General features: G+C 36.1%; 16 protein-coding genes and 1 tRNA gene. 8 read left to right on the top strand and 9 right to left on the bottom strand.

Features of this window, described 5'->3' with window-relative positions; translation table 11 throughout:
- The first annotated feature begins 79 nt into the window (after positions 1-79).
- Complete coding sequence (locus tag C8N28_RS02240) at positions 80-301, top strand: DUF2795 domain-containing protein (protein ID WP_132221110.1); 222 nt, start codon at positions 80-82, stop codon at positions 299-301.
- A gap of 72 nt (positions 302-373) precedes the next feature.
- On the opposite strand, the gene yidC is transcribed toward C8N28_RS02240, so the two are convergent.
- On the bottom strand, positions 374-2,212 hold the full coding sequence (gene yidC / locus C8N28_RS02235; protein WP_132221108.1) for a membrane protein insertase YidC: 1,839 nt from the start codon (positions 2,210-2,212) through the stop codon (positions 374-376).
- Positions 2,213-2,251: 39 nt separating this feature from the next.
- Positions 2,252-3,889, bottom strand: a complete 1,638-nt coding sequence (locus C8N28_RS02230; protein ID WP_132221106.1) for a CTP synthase — start codon at positions 3,887-3,889, stop codon at positions 2,252-2,254.
- A gap of 205 nt (positions 3,890-4,094) precedes the next feature.
- On the opposite strand from C8N28_RS02230, the gene C8N28_RS02225 reads away from it, so the two are divergent.
- The 3 genes from C8N28_RS02225 (at position 4,095) to C8N28_RS02215 (ending at position 6,591) form a co-directional block, all read left to right on the top strand.
- Positions 4,095-5,345, top strand: a complete 1,251-nt coding sequence (locus tag C8N28_RS02225; RefSeq protein WP_185140116.1) for a DEAD/DEAH box helicase — start codon at positions 4,095-4,097, stop codon at positions 5,343-5,345.
- Between the two features lie 98 nt (positions 5,346-5,443).
- Positions 5,444-5,517: transfer RNA gene (locus tag C8N28_RS02220), tRNA-Arg, on the top strand.
- A gap of 213 nt (positions 5,518-5,730) precedes the next feature.
- Positions 5,731-6,591: an alpha/beta fold hydrolase gene (locus tag C8N28_RS02215; RefSeq protein WP_132221104.1), complete on the top strand. Its 861-nt coding sequence runs from the start codon at positions 5,731-5,733 to the stop codon at positions 6,589-6,591.
- Between the two features lie 46 nt (positions 6,592-6,637).
- Here the strand turns inward: C8N28_RS02215 and ppnP are convergent, their stop codons facing one another.
- The 6 genes from ppnP to C8N28_RS13765 all read right to left on the bottom strand — a co-directional run bounded on the left by ppnP (position 6,638) and on the right by C8N28_RS13765 (position 9,671).
- Positions 6,638-6,949, bottom strand: a complete 312-nt coding sequence (gene ppnP, locus C8N28_RS02210; RefSeq protein WP_221410176.1) for a pyrimidine/purine nucleoside phosphorylase — start codon at positions 6,947-6,949, stop codon at positions 6,638-6,640.
- Between the two features lie 60 nt (positions 6,950-7,009).
- Positions 7,010-7,420 (bottom strand): VOC family protein, encoded by a 411-nt coding sequence (locus C8N28_RS02205; RefSeq protein WP_132221102.1) that lies wholly within the window; start codon positions 7,418-7,420, stop codon positions 7,010-7,012.
- Positions 7,421-7,454: 34 nt separating this feature from the next.
- On the bottom strand, positions 7,455-7,913 hold the full coding sequence (locus tag C8N28_RS02200; RefSeq protein WP_246012707.1) for an SRPBCC domain-containing protein: 459 nt from the start codon (positions 7,911-7,913) through the stop codon (positions 7,455-7,457).
- Positions 7,914-7,950: 37 nt separating this feature from the next.
- Complete coding sequence (locus C8N28_RS02195; protein ID WP_132221100.1) at positions 7,951-8,790, bottom strand: VOC family protein; 840 nt, start codon at positions 8,788-8,790, stop codon at positions 7,951-7,953.
- A 129-nt stretch (positions 8,791-8,919) separates the two neighbouring features.
- Positions 8,920-9,507 carry a hypothetical protein gene (locus C8N28_RS02190; RefSeq protein ID WP_132221098.1) on the bottom strand — a complete coding sequence of 196 codons (588 nt, stop codon included), beginning with the start codon at positions 9,505-9,507 and terminating at the stop codon, positions 8,920-8,922.
- Between the two features lie 20 nt (positions 9,508-9,527).
- Entirely contained in the window at positions 9,528-9,671 is a 144-nt protein-coding gene (locus C8N28_RS13765; RefSeq protein ID WP_165870285.1) for a hypothetical protein, read from the bottom strand.
- Positions 9,672-9,816: 145 nt separating this feature from the next.
- Between C8N28_RS13765 and C8N28_RS02185 the strand changes: the two genes are divergently transcribed.
- From C8N28_RS02185 to C8N28_RS02175, 3 genes are all read left to right on the top strand, one after another.
- The gene (locus C8N28_RS02185; RefSeq protein WP_246012705.1) at positions 9,817-10,560 is read left to right on the top strand and encodes an SDR family oxidoreductase; all 744 of its coding nucleotides are present in this window, start codon (positions 9,817-9,819) and stop codon (positions 10,558-10,560) included.
- Between the two features lie 313 nt (positions 10,561-10,873).
- The gene (locus C8N28_RS02180) at positions 10,874-12,775 is read left to right on the top strand and encodes a polysaccharide biosynthesis protein (protein ID WP_132221096.1); all 1,902 of its coding nucleotides are present in this window, start codon (positions 10,874-10,876) and stop codon (positions 12,773-12,775) included.
- Between the two features lie 91 nt (positions 12,776-12,866).
- Positions 12,867-13,352: a YMGG-like glycine zipper-containing protein gene (locus tag C8N28_RS02175; protein ID WP_185140115.1), complete on the top strand. Its 486-nt coding sequence runs from the start codon at positions 12,867-12,869 to the stop codon at positions 13,350-13,352.
- Positions 13,353-13,375: 23 nt separating this feature from the next.
- Here the strand turns inward: C8N28_RS02175 and C8N28_RS02170 are convergent, their stop codons facing one another.
- Positions 13,376-14,410 carry an MBL fold metallo-hydrolase gene (locus C8N28_RS02170; RefSeq protein WP_132221094.1) on the bottom strand — a complete coding sequence of 345 codons (1,035 nt, stop codon included), beginning with the start codon at positions 14,408-14,410 and terminating at the stop codon, positions 13,376-13,378.
- Between the two features lie 341 nt (positions 14,411-14,751).
- On the opposite strand from C8N28_RS02170, the gene C8N28_RS02165 reads away from it, so the two are divergent.
- Positions 14,752-16,179: a 3-keto-disaccharide hydrolase gene (locus C8N28_RS02165; protein ID WP_246012703.1), complete on the top strand. Its 1,428-nt coding sequence runs from the start codon at positions 14,752-14,754 to the stop codon at positions 16,177-16,179.
- Positions 16,180-16,298 lie beyond the last annotated feature (119 nt).

Below are 16,298 nucleotides of genomic sequence, written 5' to 3'. Positions count from 1 at the left end.
TTGTTTTCAAATAAATTTGATTATGTCAATAATTATTATATTTTTGCGCAAAATTGAACACTAATAAATACAACGAATTATGTACTGGACATTAGAGCTGGCATCTCACTTAGAAGATGCGCCTTGGCCGGCAACTAAAGATGAATTAATAGATTATGGAATCCGTTCAGGTGCTCCTGTTGAAGTTATAGAGAACTTACAAGCCCTGGAGGATGACGGAGAGCCCTATGAAAATATCGAAGAGATTTGGCCGGACTATCCTACAAAGGAAGATTTCTTTTTTAACGAAGATGAGTACTAAATAGTAGGAGAAATTAAGACAATAAAAAAGGCGTTCAATTTGAACGCCTTTTTTATTGTCTTAATTTTATTCTTATTTCTTTTTAGGAGCAGGAGTTGGAGGAGTTTGCTGACGCATATAATCTTCCATACGTTTTTGAAAACCTGATTTCTTTTTCTTTGACTCTGGTTTCTTTTTATTCTCCTGAAGTTTTGCGTGAATCTTTTCGTCGTTAATCATTTGACGAATAGCAAACTGCTGTCCGAATGTAAATAAGGTTGAAAGGAAATAGTAGTAAGTTAATCCAGACGGATAGCTATTCAAAACGAATAAGAATATTAACGGCATAAAGTAACCAATGTACTTCATTTGCCCTGTTACACCTGATACTGAATTGTTATACCAGGTTGAAAGCAAGGTAGCAAGGGTCATTAAAATAACCATTAAACTAATATGTCCAACTCCGAAAATAGGTTTGAAGGTTATAATAGCATCGTAGGTCGATAAGTCATTCATCCATAAGAAGCTCTCTCCCCTCAGCTCAAATAGGTTAGGGAAAAAGAAGAAGAAAGCAATGGTAAACGGCATCTGTAAAATCATAGGAATACAACCTCCCATGGGGTTTACGCCAGCCTGCTTATAGAGCTTGAGGTATTCTTGTTGTAGCAGGGTAGGGTTATCCTCACCAACCTTCTTCTTAATTTCATCCATTTCAGGTTTTAATACCCGCATTTTGGCCATTGATACATATGATTTGTAGCTCAATGGTGATAAAACTAATTTAAGAAGAACGGTAAGTATAAGAATGATTATGCCATATCCCAGATTAAAATCTTCGAGAACATTAAAAACGGGTAAAGTAATAAACCTGTTAATCCAGGTCATTGGTCCCCATCCTAAATCAATTTGTTGCTCAAAATCATATCCTTGATCCTTTAATATGGAATACTTATTAGGTCCGAAAAAGAATTTCATCGGATAAGTATTGATATCTTGTCGTGCGAAATCCAGGTTTAGATTTGCTTCGAAAGTTTTAACAACATTTGCTTCAGCAGTTGTATTTACAGCTAAAGTTCCACTTGCAAAATCTTGATCAGCTATCAGTGTATTTGAGAAAAAGTGTTGTTTAAAGGTAATCCAATCGGTTTTTCCAATATCTTCTTGATCATCTTTCCCTGTACTCAGGCTTTCAACATCACCTTCTGCTGTTCTAAAATAAGCTGTAGAATAACGTTGTTCATTAGCAATATCTTTCTCTTTTTGTGAAAGCGCGGAGTTCCAGTTCAGGATTAATTGTTTCTCGCCAGGAGCAACCACATCTTGCATTCCTTTTGTAACTACAACGAAACCAACCTGATAGCTATTGCCTTTTAATGAGTAGATATAATCAATATACTTGCCTTCGGCATAATTTAAACGTAGAGTTACTGAAGAAGAATCACTGTTACTTACTTCAAATCCTTGATCTGGGCCGGCAAAATATAAGTTGTTGGTAATGATATTTTCACCTGCGCTTGAAAATTGTAAGCCGAAGGTGTTTTCATCTCCGTCAAACATAATTAAAGGTTTGCCGGTATAATCAACTTCGTTTTTCAGCTCAACAGATTTAATCCTTCCACCTTTATTGGTAATGTTAACTTTAAGAAGCTCGTTTTCTAATGTGATAAGCTTTTCGCTTCCATTTTTAGAGCTACCAAAAGGGCCGGTGGCAACTATTGAATCTTGTGTAGGGATCGCTAAGGTGCTGTCTGCTGCAGTGCTGGTGACTGTATTGTTTGTAGTGGAGTTTACACCTTGTGTTTTTGCAAGTGCAATAGAGTCTTGTAAAAGCTGCTCTCTTTTAATTTCTTCATCAGATGGCCTCATCAAGAATACCGAACCAACGATAATAATTAACATTAAAAAGAGGCCGGTAAACGTATTTCTATCCATACTTAATATATTATTCTATTAATTTCTATTTAGTTTTATCTATTTAGTAGTTATTTTTCGTTCTTCATTAACCTTCTTGGCATGCTGTAAAGAAGCGGCTACAAAGTTAACAAAAAGTGGATGCGGATTAACAACTGTTGATTTTAATTCAGGGTGAAACTGAGATCCTATAAAAAATGGGTGGTTTTTAAGTTCTATAATCTCTACCAGCCCATTATCAGGATTTATACCTGAAGCAATCATTCCTCCATTTTCAAATTGCTGAAGGTATTTGTTGTTAAATTCATAACGATGGCGATGGCGTTCTGTAATTTTTACTTTTCCATAGATAGCAGCTGCCTTAGAGCCTTTTTTAAGATCGCAAGGGTAGGAGCCTAATCGCATAGTTCCGCCTTTATTTTTAATCTTTTTCTGCTCATCCATTAAGTTTATCACAGGGTGCTTCGTTTTAGAATTCATTTCGAAGCTGTTTGCATCTTTTATTCCTAAAACATTTCTTGCAAATTCAATAACAGCACATTGCATACCTAAGCAAATTCCGAAAAAGGGAATCTGATTTTCACGGGCATATTGAATTGAAGCAATTTTTCCCTCTAATCCTCTTTCTCCAAAACCAGGAGCAACGATAATGCCGCTTAATCCTTTTAATTTATCAACAACATTACCTTCTGTAATGCTCTCAGACGAAAGGTATTTAACGATCACTTTACACTCATTTACTGCTCCGGCATGGATAAATGATTCGTTAATAGATTTATATGCATCGGGTAATTCAACATATTTTCCTACTAAGCCAATCTTGATCTCAGAGGTGGGGTTTTTAACCTTACCAAGAAAGTTCTTCCATAAAGACAGTTCTGGCTCAGACCGGGTTGGAAGTTTTAATTTTGCTAAAACGGTTTTGTCAAGCTGTTCTCTTAGCATCAATAGAGGAACATCATAAATTGAAGGAGCATCTATTGATTCTATAACTGCATTTAGATTGACATTACAGAATAAGGCTATTTTTTTTCGAAGTTCTGCATTTAAGTGATGCTCTGTACGGCAAACCAGGATATCTGGCTGGATACCATATTCTAAAAGCATTTTTACCGAATGCTGTGTAGGCTTGGTTTTTAATTCGCCTGCTGCAGCTAAGAATGGTACTAAAGTAAGATGTATAACCAGTGAATCATTGCTGCCTAATTCCCATCGAAGCTGACGAACAGCTTCAATAAAAGGTAGCGATTCAATATCGCCTACGGTACCGCCAAGTTCAGTTATAACAATATCATAATTGCCACCCTCTCCCAATAAACGCATATTTCGTTTAATTTCGTCTGTAATATGGGGTACAACCTGAACTGTTTTACCTAAATAATCACCAGCACGTTCTTTTTGAATTACATGTTGATAAATTCTTCCGGTAGTAATATTGTTTGCCTGTGAGGTAGGAGTATCTAAAAATCGTTCGTAGTGACCCAAGTCCAAATCTGTTTCTGCTCCATCTTCTGTTACGTAGCATTCTCCATGTTCGTAAGGATTTAATGTTCCCGGATCAATATTAATATAAGGATCGAATTTTTGAATGGTAACTTTGTAGCCACGCGCCTGAAGAAGTTTAGCTAAAGATGCTGAAATAATGCCTTTACCTAACGAGGAGGTAACGCCGCCCGTAACGAAAATGTATTTTGTCATATTGATATGTTGGATATTCTTATAGGAAATGATCTTTTTAGACCCTTTTCTAAATGTTTTTGTACGGGATACAAAATTAGGAATTATTTTGGGTATTTTGACTTAATAAATATTTAGTGCGTTTTTTGTTTGCATAAAACGTTCGATAAAAGGTTGACTTTCACTTATTTTTAATACTTTTACATTTCTAATAATATATATAATATTGATTTTTACTGATTTTAATTTTGATGAACGTCTTTTAGACGGACTGAATAGTATGGGTTATAAAAGCCCTACTCCAATACAAGCTCAAGCAATTCCTCTTATTCAATCAAACCACGATTTAATTGCGTGTGCCCAGACAGGTACAGGAAAAACAGCTTCTTATTTACTTCCCGTAATGGATGGTATTTGTAAGTTAGCTAAGAAACCGCCTATAAGTGCCTTGGTATTAGCTCCTACGCGTGAACTAGCCTTGCAAATTGATCAACAGATTGAAGGGTTAGCTTATTTTACAGGCATTAGCTCTATCGCAATATATGGTGGTGGAAATGGGATAGATTATGAGCAACAACGAAGATCCTTAAGAGAGGGTGTAGATATTGTAATAGCTACCCCAGGCAGGTTAATTGCTCACTTAAATTCAGGGGGAGTTCTTTTCAATGATATCAAATTCCTGGTTCTTGATGAAGCAGACAGGATGTTGGATATGGGTTTCCAGGAAGATTTGTTACATATTATCCGGAAGCTTCCTGCTCAGCGTCAAACATTGCTTTTCTCTGCAACAATGCCTTCAAAGATCAGGCAGTTTGCTCAAAAGCTGCTGAAGAATCCACAGCAAGTAAATATTGCTACTTCTAGTCCGGCTGAAGGTATTCTTCAACAATGCTACCGGGTGTATGATGAGAATAAAAACGCTCTTTTGGTAGATATTTTGAAGAATGGTGAATTTAAGAGTGTAATAGTTTTTGCTTCAACGAAAGAGAAGGTAAAGCGCTTAGACTTAGATTTAAAGAAGACCGGCCTAAAGGTAAAAGCTTTTCACTCCGATTTGAAACAAGATGAAAGACAGCAGATATTGCTTGATTTTAAGAATAGGAAGCTGAATGTGTTGGTAGGTACAGATGTGCTTTCCAGAGGGATTGACGTGGATGGGATTGATTTGGTAGTGAATTTTGATGTACCAGGCGATCCGGAGGATTATATTCATAGAATTGGTCGTACAGCTCGGGCAGAAAGTACAGGTACTGCAATAACTTTCGTTAATAATAAAGATTACGGTAAGTTTAAGTCAATAGAGGAGTTAATGGATCGAAAAGTTGACCGTGTAGCATTGCCAGGTATTTATGGTGAAGAGCCAAAAGAGCCTTTAAAATCAAATGGTCGTCCGACAAATAAAAAATCTAATAACGGTAAACGCAAGATATTCAAGAAGAAACAAGTTGTCGAAACAAATAATGCTCCAAAGAGTTAATTAAGCATTATTTAATAAGATTGAAAATGCAGATATTGTTGCTTTAATTTGCTCGAATGTTAAAGATTTTATTAATTTTGCATTCGTTTTAACAACGAGCCTCCATAGCTCAGCTGGATAGAGCAACGGTTTTCTAAACCGTCGGTCACAAGTTCGAATCTTGTTGGGGGTACTAAAATATAGGTAGTAAATACCTCATAAAAGCCATAAGAATAACCTTCTTGTGGCTTTCTCTGTTTAAAGCCCTTCATTTATACTTATTTATATCTAAACGATAAACGTAAGACCGAAAACTTAATTTGATTTATAGCTGTTATTATTGTCTGAATCCATGCTTCTTGCATTGAATTGGCTTAAGTTGAATAAACTTTTATAATAGCGATTTATGAATATCTCATCTTATAATTTTAAGCATTCTCAAGTACTGGTTAACGGGATTTCGACACATGTAGTGGAGGCTGGAGATAAATCCAAACAGACAATACTTTGTCTTCATGGATATCCGGAAACCTGGATGGAATTTGAACAGCTTATGAGATTGTTGCAGGATGATTATCATATAATGGCTATAGATCTGCCCGGAATCGGACAAACTGAAAGTATCGCTTCTACAACTAAATTATCTATTGCGAAATTTATCAAGAATTTACTTGATGTTCTTGGCCTAAAGAATATTGTTCTTGTTGGTCATGATGTTGGAGGAATGGTTTGCTATGCTTTTATTAAACACTTTTTCGAATACTTATCTAAAGCCGTCATCATGTGTACGGCCGTTCCTGGTGTCGCACCTTGGGAACAGGTTAAGCGGAATCCTTTTATTTGGCATTTTGCTTTCTTTTCAGTGCCAGAATTGCCTGAGCAGTTAATTAGCGGCAAACTGAATCTGCTCTTCGATTATTTTTATAATTCAATTGCTGCAAAAAAGGATGCTATAGCTCCAGATAGGAGAGAGAAATATGTTCAGGCTTATAATTCGAAAGAGGCATTGAGTACAAGTTTGGGATGGTATCGTTCCTTTGCTGAAGACGAAAAAGAAAGGAACTTGAATATTATTTCTGATGTACCTTTATTGTATTTAAAGGGTGCTGAAGAACAGGGTAACATAGAGGATTATGTGCAAGGTTTTCAATTAAGTGGCCTTACACAAGTTAAAGCAAAGAAAATTGTCGATAGCGGACACTTTGCACCTGAGGAAAATTCAGATGCAGTTGCAAGCTTGATTGATGATTTTGTTAGAAATGGATGATGTTTCTTTGCTATTGGTAATCCAACAGCTGGTAGTGAACGGCTATCTACCCATAATAACATATATACGCAACATCCGTATCACATAAAACCTCAAATGTAGTATTAGCTTCTACATTAAACTCTTCGTGTTCCTGGTACTTTTTCCAGCTAGCTTCCGGTAATCTAACATTCATGATACCAGACACTACTACCATTCTTTCTGGTGAAGAAGTAGAAAACTCATAGGTTCCTTTTTTCATTACACCTAGTGTAGCTTTACCTTGTTCTGTGTCTATTCCAAGGCTTTGAACCTTACCATCAAAATATACATTGTGAGATATTGCATTAATTGAAGAAGAGTTTGTTGAGTCGCTCATAAATTATTGTTTGTATTAAATAAAGTTAAGCAAATATATTATCTCTTCTCCAATTACCCACTATTTTTTAGTGCCGATATTAACCATCCAGTCGATGCCAAACTTATCAGTAAAGGCACCATAGAGATCTCCCCAAATTTGTTTCTCCAAATGCATAAATATATTCCCTCCCATACTTAAATCAGAGAACCTTTTGCGGAGCTTTTCTTCATCATAACCACTAAGGGCGAGGCTTATGTTTCCTTTGCCAGATGGTTTATCCTCGGGATTATCGGATGCCATTAAATCAACTTCTCCTCCCATAAGGCTAGCGTGCATAATTGAATCTTTTTTAGCTGCCGGACAACTATCATCAACTTGTCCGAATGTCATCATTTGAAGCTCTCCTCCAAAAATTTGTTGGTAAAATTCCATTGCTTCCCGACAGTTTCCATCGAAAAGTAAATAAGCATTTAATGTGATTTTTTCCATGACTATATTTCTTAAATTGTTAGATTAAATATGTTTATTCCTCAGCAAGCTCTCTAAGCTTTGACAATGCTTTTGGCCACATATCTTCGAACATCTCTTTATATTCTTCAGGCGTATCTGCATCTATTGAAAGGTCGGTTATTCCATCCTTTTCTTTGAAGGTATAGTTTTCATGTGCTCCAGCCAGGGCTTTTGCTCCTTCACTTTTTAAATCTTCCTTTCCATCTTTTATAAAGCCTAAATGTTCAATTGAAACAAATTCATAAGGTTTGTTTTCTTCAATTCTCGAAAACATTCCCGAGCCTGTAGGATCTAAAAATTGGATTTTACTTCCTTTTTCCCAACTTCCTTTATAGAGAGAACCTTCATGAAATACAGTTGTCCATTTAGGGTATGTTTTATCATCCAACATGGTATGCCATACCTTTTCTTTGGGTGCATGAATGCTTATTGAGAAATGTAGCATTTGCATAGATTTACTTTCGTTTTTCATAATATTATTGTTTAAAAAATTGAGCTAATAATTAAAATTAAGCGTCAACCATAGTTTGAATATCTAATTTTCTCATTTTCATAACTTCTTGCATAACGCGTTCAAATTTTACGGAGTCAGACATTAATTCATCTAGAACATTTGGAACGATTTGCCATGAAACACCAAATTTGTCTTCTAGCCAACCACACTGACTTTCCTTACCGCCTTCTAATAGCTTATTCCAGTAATAATCTATCTCCTCCTGTGTTTTACAACCTACCACAATAGAGATTCCCTCATTGAACGAAAACTCATGTTCTGCAGAGCTATCCATTGCCATAAACACCTGATCATTAAGCTTGAACTGGGCATGCTTTACATAACCTTCAACATCAGCGTCTTCGGCAGTATATTTCGCAATACCGTTTATACTTGAGTTTTCAAAAATTGAAGTATAAAAATGAACAGCCTCTTCTGCTTTACCAGATTGCTCTTTTACGAACATGAATGAGGGGGTGAACTTTTGTCCTACGTCTTGCATTTGTCCTAAATAAAGCTGCCAACTAACGCCAAAACGATCCTGAACCCAACCATATCGTTCGCTCCATGGATATTTATCAATAGGCATTAGTACTGAACCACCATCTTTAAGTTTATCCCAGGTTTGATTGGTTTCTTCTACAGTTTCACATAATACAAAAAAGGAGATGGACGGATTCTTTTTAAATGCAGGCCCGCCATTTAGGCCCATAAATTTTTCACCGTATAAGTTGAAGTTAACAACTAAGGGGCTTTTTAATGTTATCTCTGAATTTTTAAAAACAGAACAATAAAAATTTGCTGCTGCCTCTGCCTCATTATTAAACCATAGACATGGATAAATTGAATTTTTCATAATAAATATATTAACTGGTTGATATATACAAATTTAACGTATAGAAAGAACAGATATATATATTACTGCGACAATTATAGGGGTGATTGCGACAAAATAATAACAGCTAATTTTAAAGGTTAGGTAAACCTAATATAAGGTATTGTCGTAAATAGCAAAGACAATAGCAATTGTTTTAGCTTTATCAGTCAGGTCTCTTTCGGGGTTAAAGAGAGCAGGGTTATAAGAAAGTTCAATATGAGCCAGATTCCTTCCATCCTTTGCGGTGAAAAGAGTGTTTCTACGATAGCTGGTTGAATCTGTTACAGGTTTTTCTGCTTCTATATGAAATGATACAGCTTTCAAGAGATTATATAGAGTATTGAAAGCTGTAAGATCGCATTGGTTATTTACTATAATTCTTCTTTCAAAAATTTGATTGTTGTAAAATAAGAGTTCAATATCTGCTGATCCAGACCTGTCATCGCCTTTTATGGAGTTAATATTAAGGATTGGGTGACTGATGAATGTAGCCTTTATATTTTCGTCCAGGACAGTTACTTTATCAACTTTATTAGATTCTTTTAATAAAGAAAGAGAGCTGGGCAGGTCAGATTTTATTGGAAGTCCTAGAAACAGTTCTTTTGCTAATTCTATCATGTACTCATCTTCCACATCCTGACCGAAAGATGGATTAATTGAGAGCGCAAAAACTAAAAGACAAATAAATCTAATCAAACCCTACACTCGTTAGTTAATTATTTCTTTTTGCTATCCAGGTCGGATGATTTGCTTTTTTTGCCTGCCTGGTAGTCTGAGACTACTTTTGAACCAGCCAAACTTGCATCTTTGGGAGCTTTTTTCTGATTCTTATTCGAGTTTTTATTATCATTTCTTCCCATGGTTGTTTATAATTTATTATGCGTTATTGCATTTATAAATATACGAAAACTGAGTGCAATTTTGTAATTCTATATAAATTAATGAAATTTTACAGTCTGGAAATATTGTTCTCATATATTTCCTGTAGCTTCGTAATTAACATAAATGAATAAACGTAATACTATTAAGACTATGACACAAATTGATAAAGTAGCGATAATTACTGGTGGAAGTTCAGGTATCGGTTATGGAATTGCAGAATCCTTATTAAAGGAAGGATATAATGTTGCAATTACTTCCAGGTCTGAAGAAAGAGCTCTGCAAGCAGTTAAGAAATTAAAGGGAGTTGGAATTGGTGCTGTAATCGGTTTGGAAGTGGATGTTCGTTCTTTTGAATCTCAAACAGCTGCTGTAAAAGAGGTATTAGAGAAATGGGGTAGGGTAGATGTGTTTGTAGCTAATGCCGGTGTTGGGCATTTTGCTTCTATTACTGATCTATCTCTTGAAGAATGGCATGAAACTATTGATACCAATTTAACCGGTCCATTCTATAGTATAAAAGCCTCTTTAGATGCTTTAGCTGCTTCTAAAGGCTACTTTATTACGATCTCTAGTTTAGCGGGAACTAATTTCTTCGAAGGTGCATCTGCCTATAATGCAAGTAAATTTGGTCTTACTGGTTTTACTCAAGCTGTAATGCTCGACATTCGTAAACTCGGAATTCGTGTAACTACCATTATGCCGGGATCTGTTGCTACTGCTTTTAATGGCCATGAAATTAGCGATCAGGATGCATGGAAAATTCAAAAAGAGGATATCGGTGAACTCGTAGCAGATATTTTGAAAATGAATGCTCGTTCTCTTCCTAGTAAAATAGAAATAAGACCTTCATTGCCACCGCAAAAATAATTCTATTCTGTGCTTGTTTTTTCTAAGCCCAGTTTTAAGACGAACAGTTTATATAGATTTTCTGTATAAGCTGTTCGTCCTTTTTGATTAATATACAAGCTTATTTAGAACAAAATATTCTATCTTACAGTACGCTTTAGTATAAATTGATGAATAGTATTTCTTGTTGAACATTTATTGATTAATTTTGGCTGATCTGTATTAAACAAATTTATACAGATTGACGATTATAATTTGTCATTCACACATTTTTTCTAAACAGAGCCCATAAACAATGATTCAGAATGAATTTGTTTTCAATATAAAAGAGAAAATGAAACAATTCCTCTTAGAAGGAAAGACTGTATCTAGATGGACTATCTTAATTTTAGATTTGCTAATTGTTTCCTGGTCCTTTTCTTTCTCTTTCTTATTAGTTAAGGGTTTCGAATTTACATTAATAAGTCCACTGCGTTTCGCTATCTATACCGCTTCTTTTTCCATTATTGCAATTGCCACACTTTATGTTGGCCGTATGCACACAGGTTTGCTGCGTTACTCTAATAGTGTAGATCTATTCCGTATATTTTCTGCTTCTATTACTTTTAATATTATCTTTTTAAGTTTTATGCTTCTGTTTGCGCAGACAGTTATAGGCGATGAGCATGAAAACCTCTTTTTAATTGTACTTATCAACTTCTTTATTTGTACATCTTTATTGGTTATGCTACGTGTAATAGGGCGGAATGTTTATCAGTTTTTAACACGTCGATTTGCCGGAAAAGAGTTTGTAAACGTTTTAATTTATGGTTCCGACAAAAATGCCATACTGGTAAAACAAGCATTAGAGAGTAATCAAGAAGTAAACTATGTTGTTGTGGGTTTTATTGATATCAATCGCAACAGGCTTTATAGCTATATGGAGCAAAAGAAGGTTTATCATTTTAAAGAACTGCCTGAACTTAAGAAATATAAGAAAATACAAGAACTGATCATTGTTCATGAGAACTTAGACGAACGTTCTAAAAAGGTGGTTATAGAACGCAGCCTTCGTTTAGGAATTAAAGTTATTACAGTGCCTCCATCCAGTAAATGGCTTTCAGGGACTCTTAAACGGAAACAAATGCATGAGCTTCGCATTGAAGATCTTCTGCAGCGCAAACCTATTAAAATAGATCAAAGCCGCGTAAAAACTGATCTCCATGGCAAACGTGTTCTGATAACTGGTGCAGCCGGTTCTATAGGTTCTGAAATTGTGCGACAAGTTTTGCAATATGAGCCAACTTTATTGATACTTTGCGACAATGCTGAATCACCTTTACATGCCATTCAGTTAGAAATAGAAGAAACCTTTCCCGATGCCTCAGTTATGATGATCATAGCTGATGTACGTGACGCTAATCGGATGGAATTTGTCTTTAAAACGTATGATATTCAAGTAATCTATCACGCTGCAGCTTATAAGCATGTACCATTAATGGAGCATAATCCATTTGAGGCGGTTGATGTAAATGTAGGTGGAACAAAGCATATTGCAGATCTTGCTGTTAAATATGAGGTCGAAAAGTTTGTGATGATATCTACCGATAAGGCAGTTAATCCCACGAATGTGATGGGAGCCTCTAAGCGTCTGGCAGAAATATATATTCAGGCTCTGAATTCGCCTATTTTAAAAACCCGATTTATAACTACCCGTTTCGGCAATGTATTGGGTTCTAATGGTTCTGTAATACCACGCTTTCGGGCACAGATTGAAAAGGGCGGCCCGGTTACAGTTACCCATCCTGAGATTACGCGTTATTTTATGACCATATCTGAAGCCGTACAATTGGTTTTAGAAGCCGGTACAATGGGACATGGCGGAGAAATCTTTGTTTTTGATATGGGTAAGCCGGTTAAGATTGTTGATATGGCGAAGAAGATGATTCAGCTGGCAGGTTTTAATGAGGGAGTAGATATAAAGATTGTATATACTGGCTTAAGACCGGGTGAAAAATTATATGAAGAGCTATTAGCTTCTTCTGAACTTACGCTTCCTACCCATCATAAAAAAATAAATATAGCTAAAGTGAGGAACCATTCCTACGAGGAAGCCAATACTGCCATTATAGAATTATTGGAAATTAATGAGATGCAAGATAACGAGTTAGTAGTTCGTAAGATGAAGGAAGTAATACCTGAATTTTTAAGCAATAACTCAATATACGAGAGTTTAGATACCAACTACCTCAGTTAAATCAGTCCGTTATTTTGTCTTTGGCATAGTTATTTCTTATAGCTGCTTGGTATAAATTAAATATTCTGACAAATTTCAAATACAAAGTAAAATGAAAAATAGTGCGATAACCTTTATAGCATTGACTGCAGTATCTCTTAGTCTTTTAACAGCATGCGGTAATGCATCAGGCGAAAAACAAGATGTTCTCGCTCAGGAAATGGCAGAAAAGCGAGTAAATGATAGTTTGAAATTGGATAGTTTCAAAAGGGCTGAAGCAGCAAAAGCTGCGCTTGCAGAGCAGGAAGCTGCTAAAAGCTATTCTAAAAAGGAATCAAATATAATTCCTACCACAAATACCAGTACGGTAATTCATGCTTCGCCAGAAGCTGCTGAAGAGCAACAAAAGAAAGGCTGGAGCGATGCTGCCAAAGGTACTGCAATTGGTGCAGGTGTAGGAGCTATCGGCGGAGCTTTAATTGATAAAGATAAGCCAGTTAGAGGAGCAGCTATTGGAGCTGCAATCGGCGGCGGTAGCGGTTATGCTATCGGCAGAAAGAGCGACCGGGAAAGTGGAAGAGTTGAAACAAAAAAATAATTATTTTCAATAGAAACCCATTATTATAAGTCAAGTTTCCACCATTCTTTTTGCAAATAACTATCAGAAGCTGTTTGCTCATTGTCTGGTTGGTTCTTTCTTATCATAATGGGTTCTCCAATCATAGGAGCTATCATTCTTAATCCTTTTTGGTCAGCACTTTGTTTAACACGCTGAATGGGTTCATCCCAGGGGTGATTTGCCAAAGCAAACTTCCCCCAATGTACCGGAAACAATGTTGCAGCATTTAAGTCAATACAAGCCTGTACTGTTTCTTCAGGCATCATGTGTATAAAAGGCCACGATGTGTTGTATTGTCCGCATTCAAGGATTGCTATATCAAAAGGGCCAAAGGTCTCTCCAATTAATTTAAAATGGCTATCATAGCCTGAATCTCCACCAATGAAGATCTTATAACCTTCCATTTCAAGTACAAAAGAAGCCCATAAGCTTCCACCTCTTCTAATTCCTCTGCCAGAGAAATGCCGTGCCGGAGTAGCGGTTAATATTAAATGCTCATTATACTCCTCCTTTTCCCACCAGTCCAGATCTGTTATTGCATACCCTGGAATACCCAGGTTTATTAAAGATCGTTTAACACCAATTGTTGTTAAATAGTTCTTCACCTTCCCCGTTAATTTGTTGATAGTCTGAACGTCCATATGATCATAATGGTTATGAGTCAAAATTAACAGATCAATTTCAGGCATATCCTCTGCCGTATATACATTTGAGCCATTAAAAGCCTTCACCATAAATGACATGGGTGATGCATGGCCACTAAAAACAGGATCTACTAAGATGTTTTTACCATTGCAATGAATTAGATAGGAGGAGTGGCCAAACCACACAATTAAAGGTTCTTTTGAGAAAAGCAACTTTAAATCGGTTTTAACAGATGGAATCATATGCTGCGGACGAACGCTCTTCGGCCGACGAAACATATCTTTTAGTATACTAATAAAAGAAACATCCGGAGCCATTGTTGGAGTAGAAGAGAGGTTCTGAAAAGAACCATTTTTGTAGTTTTTTGATTGGGTAATCCGACGATCTTTCATGAGTTTCTGCTATTGTTGAGCAATTTACTGATTTATTACGAAGCAAGGAAGAGCTACCTTGTATTACCTATAATAATACCATGGTTTACATAACCGAGTTATGTTCGGGTGGTCCTTCCGTTGTATCTGTGTTTTTTAGGCTGTTTTAACGTTGATGTAATTAAGGAAATATGATGGTTGTATTCGTATACGTAAAGCAAGGTTATTGAATGTTTTTTCTTTTTGTCGATTAATTTCAAAGTATTATATTCGGTAATTCAAAAAACAGTGTTCATGAGTTGAATACTACCGTATCCTTTTATTTTTAAAACCCTTAATTAATATTTTAAAACCCTTAAATTATGATCACCAATTCTTTTAAAACGATCGTGCAAAAGCGAGGTCATATTTCGACTGCCTTTGCTGCTATGTTTGTTCTTTTATCTTTTCAGTCTTGTACTCAGTCAGCTAATAATGCGACGGATTCTGCTGTAAAATTAGAACCAATCTTCGATGGTCAGACATTGGATGGCTGGAAGAAAGTAGCCGGAACGGCACCTTTTGAAGTCATCGATGGAGAAATAGTAGGTACCCAGGTTAAAAATACTCCTAATACATTCTTAATTACCGAGAAGGAATATGGTGATTTCATTTTAGATGTAGATATTAAAATTGAAGGCGTGAATAGCAATTCGGGAATTATGGCGCGTGGCCAGTTTGACCCGGCAGGTAAGGATGGTGCAGGTTTGGTATTTGGCCGACAAGTAGAAGTGGATGCTTCTGATCGGAAATGGACTGGCGGGATCTACGATGAAGCGCGCAGAATGTGGCTTTATCCGCTTGATTTAAATCCACCTGCAAAAGAAGTATTTAAAGTAGGAGAATATAATCATTTTAGAATTGAGAGTATCGGAAATGAATTGAAGACCTGGATTAACGATACCCCGATTGCCTATGTTATTGATACCCTGGATGCAACCGGATTTATTGGTTTACAGGTGCATTCAGTATCTAGCGATGAACAAGTTGGTAAAAAGGTGTATTTCAAAAACATTGAATTACAAACAGAGAACTTAACTCCAAAAGCATTTCCAACCGGAGTGTATGTTGTTAATTTAACAACTAATGGCTTATCTGATCAGGAAAAGAATGACGGTTATAAATTGCTTTTTGATGGAAAAACAAGTGAAGGATGGGTAGGCGCTCATAAAGATACTTTTCCAGAAAAAGGATGGGAAATATCAAACGGTATACTTTCAGTTCTGGCATCAGATGGAGCAGAATCTACCAATGGTGGAGATATTGTAACCAAAGATGAGTATGGTGCTTTTGATCTTTCCTTCGAATTTAAATTAACTACGGGAGCTAATAGTGGTGTAAAATATTTCGTTACACTGGCAGAGCAAAGTGCCGGATCGGCCATTGGTTTAGAGTATCAGATTTTGGATGATGCTGTGCACCCGGATGCTAAGCTGGGTAAAGATGGTAATCGTACAATTGCCTCTTTATATGATCTGATTACTTCAAATAAACAGCCTCGTTTTATGCGTCCGATAGGAGAATGGAACCGTGGTAGAATTGTTGCTTATCCAGATAAACGAGTTGAGCATTATTTGAATGGAGTAGTAGTTTTATCGTACGTAAGAGGCTCAGAGGAGTATCGTAAGCTAGTTGCTGCTAGTAAATATAAAGACTGGACTAATTTTGGTGAAGCTGAAAAGGGCCATATTTTACTACAGGATCATGGTGATAATGTTAGCTTTAAAAATATTAAAATAAAATCGTTATAAATTTGAATAAGTGTATAATGTACACTATATTTGTACTATCATAATTTAGGTTTATAATTGGTTAGTAAAGGTTCCCATTCTCCCCGTTTGGGAACCTTTCATTTTTACTAAATTCTTAA

The organism is Albibacterium bauzanense (assembly GCF_004339765.1).
In the GTDB taxonomy this organism is placed as follows: domain Bacteria; phylum Bacteroidota; class Bacteroidia; order Sphingobacteriales; family Sphingobacteriaceae; genus Albibacterium; species Albibacterium bauzanense.
This window is presented reverse-complemented; position numbering and strand designations above follow the sequence as displayed.

Coding starts and splice junctions, on each gene's coding strand:
- C8N28_RS02170 (WP_132221094.1), bottom strand. CDS start 14,410: ATGAAAGATCGTCGGATTACCCAATCAAAAAACTACAAAAATGGTTCT.
- C8N28_RS02175 (WP_185140115.1), top strand. CDS start 12,867: ATGAAAAATAGTGCGATAACCTTTATAGCATTGACTGCAGTATCTCTT.
- C8N28_RS02205 (WP_132221102.1), bottom strand. CDS start 7,420: ATGGAAAAAATCACATTAAATGCTTATTTACTTTTCGATGGAAACTGT.
- C8N28_RS02180 (WP_132221096.1), top strand. CDS start 10,874: ATGAAACAATTCCTCTTAGAAGGAAAGACTGTATCTAGATGGACTATC.
- C8N28_RS02240 (WP_132221110.1), top strand. CDS start 80: ATGTACTGGACATTAGAGCTGGCATCTCACTTAGAAGATGCGCCTTGG.
- C8N28_RS02185 (WP_246012705.1), top strand. CDS start 9,817: ATGAATAAACGTAATACTATTAAGACTATGACACAAATTGATAAAGTA.
- ppnP (WP_221410176.1), bottom strand. CDS start 6,949: ATGAGCGACTCAACAAACTCTTCTTCAATTAATGCAATATCTCACAAT.
- C8N28_RS02230 (WP_132221106.1), bottom strand. CDS start 3,889: ATGACAAAATACATTTTCGTTACGGGCGGCGTTACCTCCTCGTTAGGT.
- C8N28_RS02215 (WP_132221104.1), top strand. CDS start 5,731: ATGAATATCTCATCTTATAATTTTAAGCATTCTCAAGTACTGGTTAAC.
- C8N28_RS13765 (WP_165870285.1), bottom strand. CDS start 9,671: ATGGGAAGAAATGATAATAAAAACTCGAATAAGAATCAGAAAAAAGCT.
- C8N28_RS02200 (WP_246012707.1), bottom strand. CDS start 7,913: ATGAAAAACGAAAGTAAATCTATGCAAATGCTACATTTCTCAATAAGC.
- yidC (WP_132221108.1), bottom strand. CDS start 2,212: ATGGATAGAAATACGTTTACCGGCCTCTTTTTAATGTTAATTATTATC.
- C8N28_RS02165 (WP_246012703.1), top strand. CDS start 14,752: ATGATCACCAATTCTTTTAAAACGATCGTGCAAAAGCGAGGTCATATT.
- C8N28_RS02195 (WP_132221100.1), bottom strand. CDS start 8,790: ATGAAAAATTCAATTTATCCATGTCTATGGTTTAATAATGAGGCAGAG.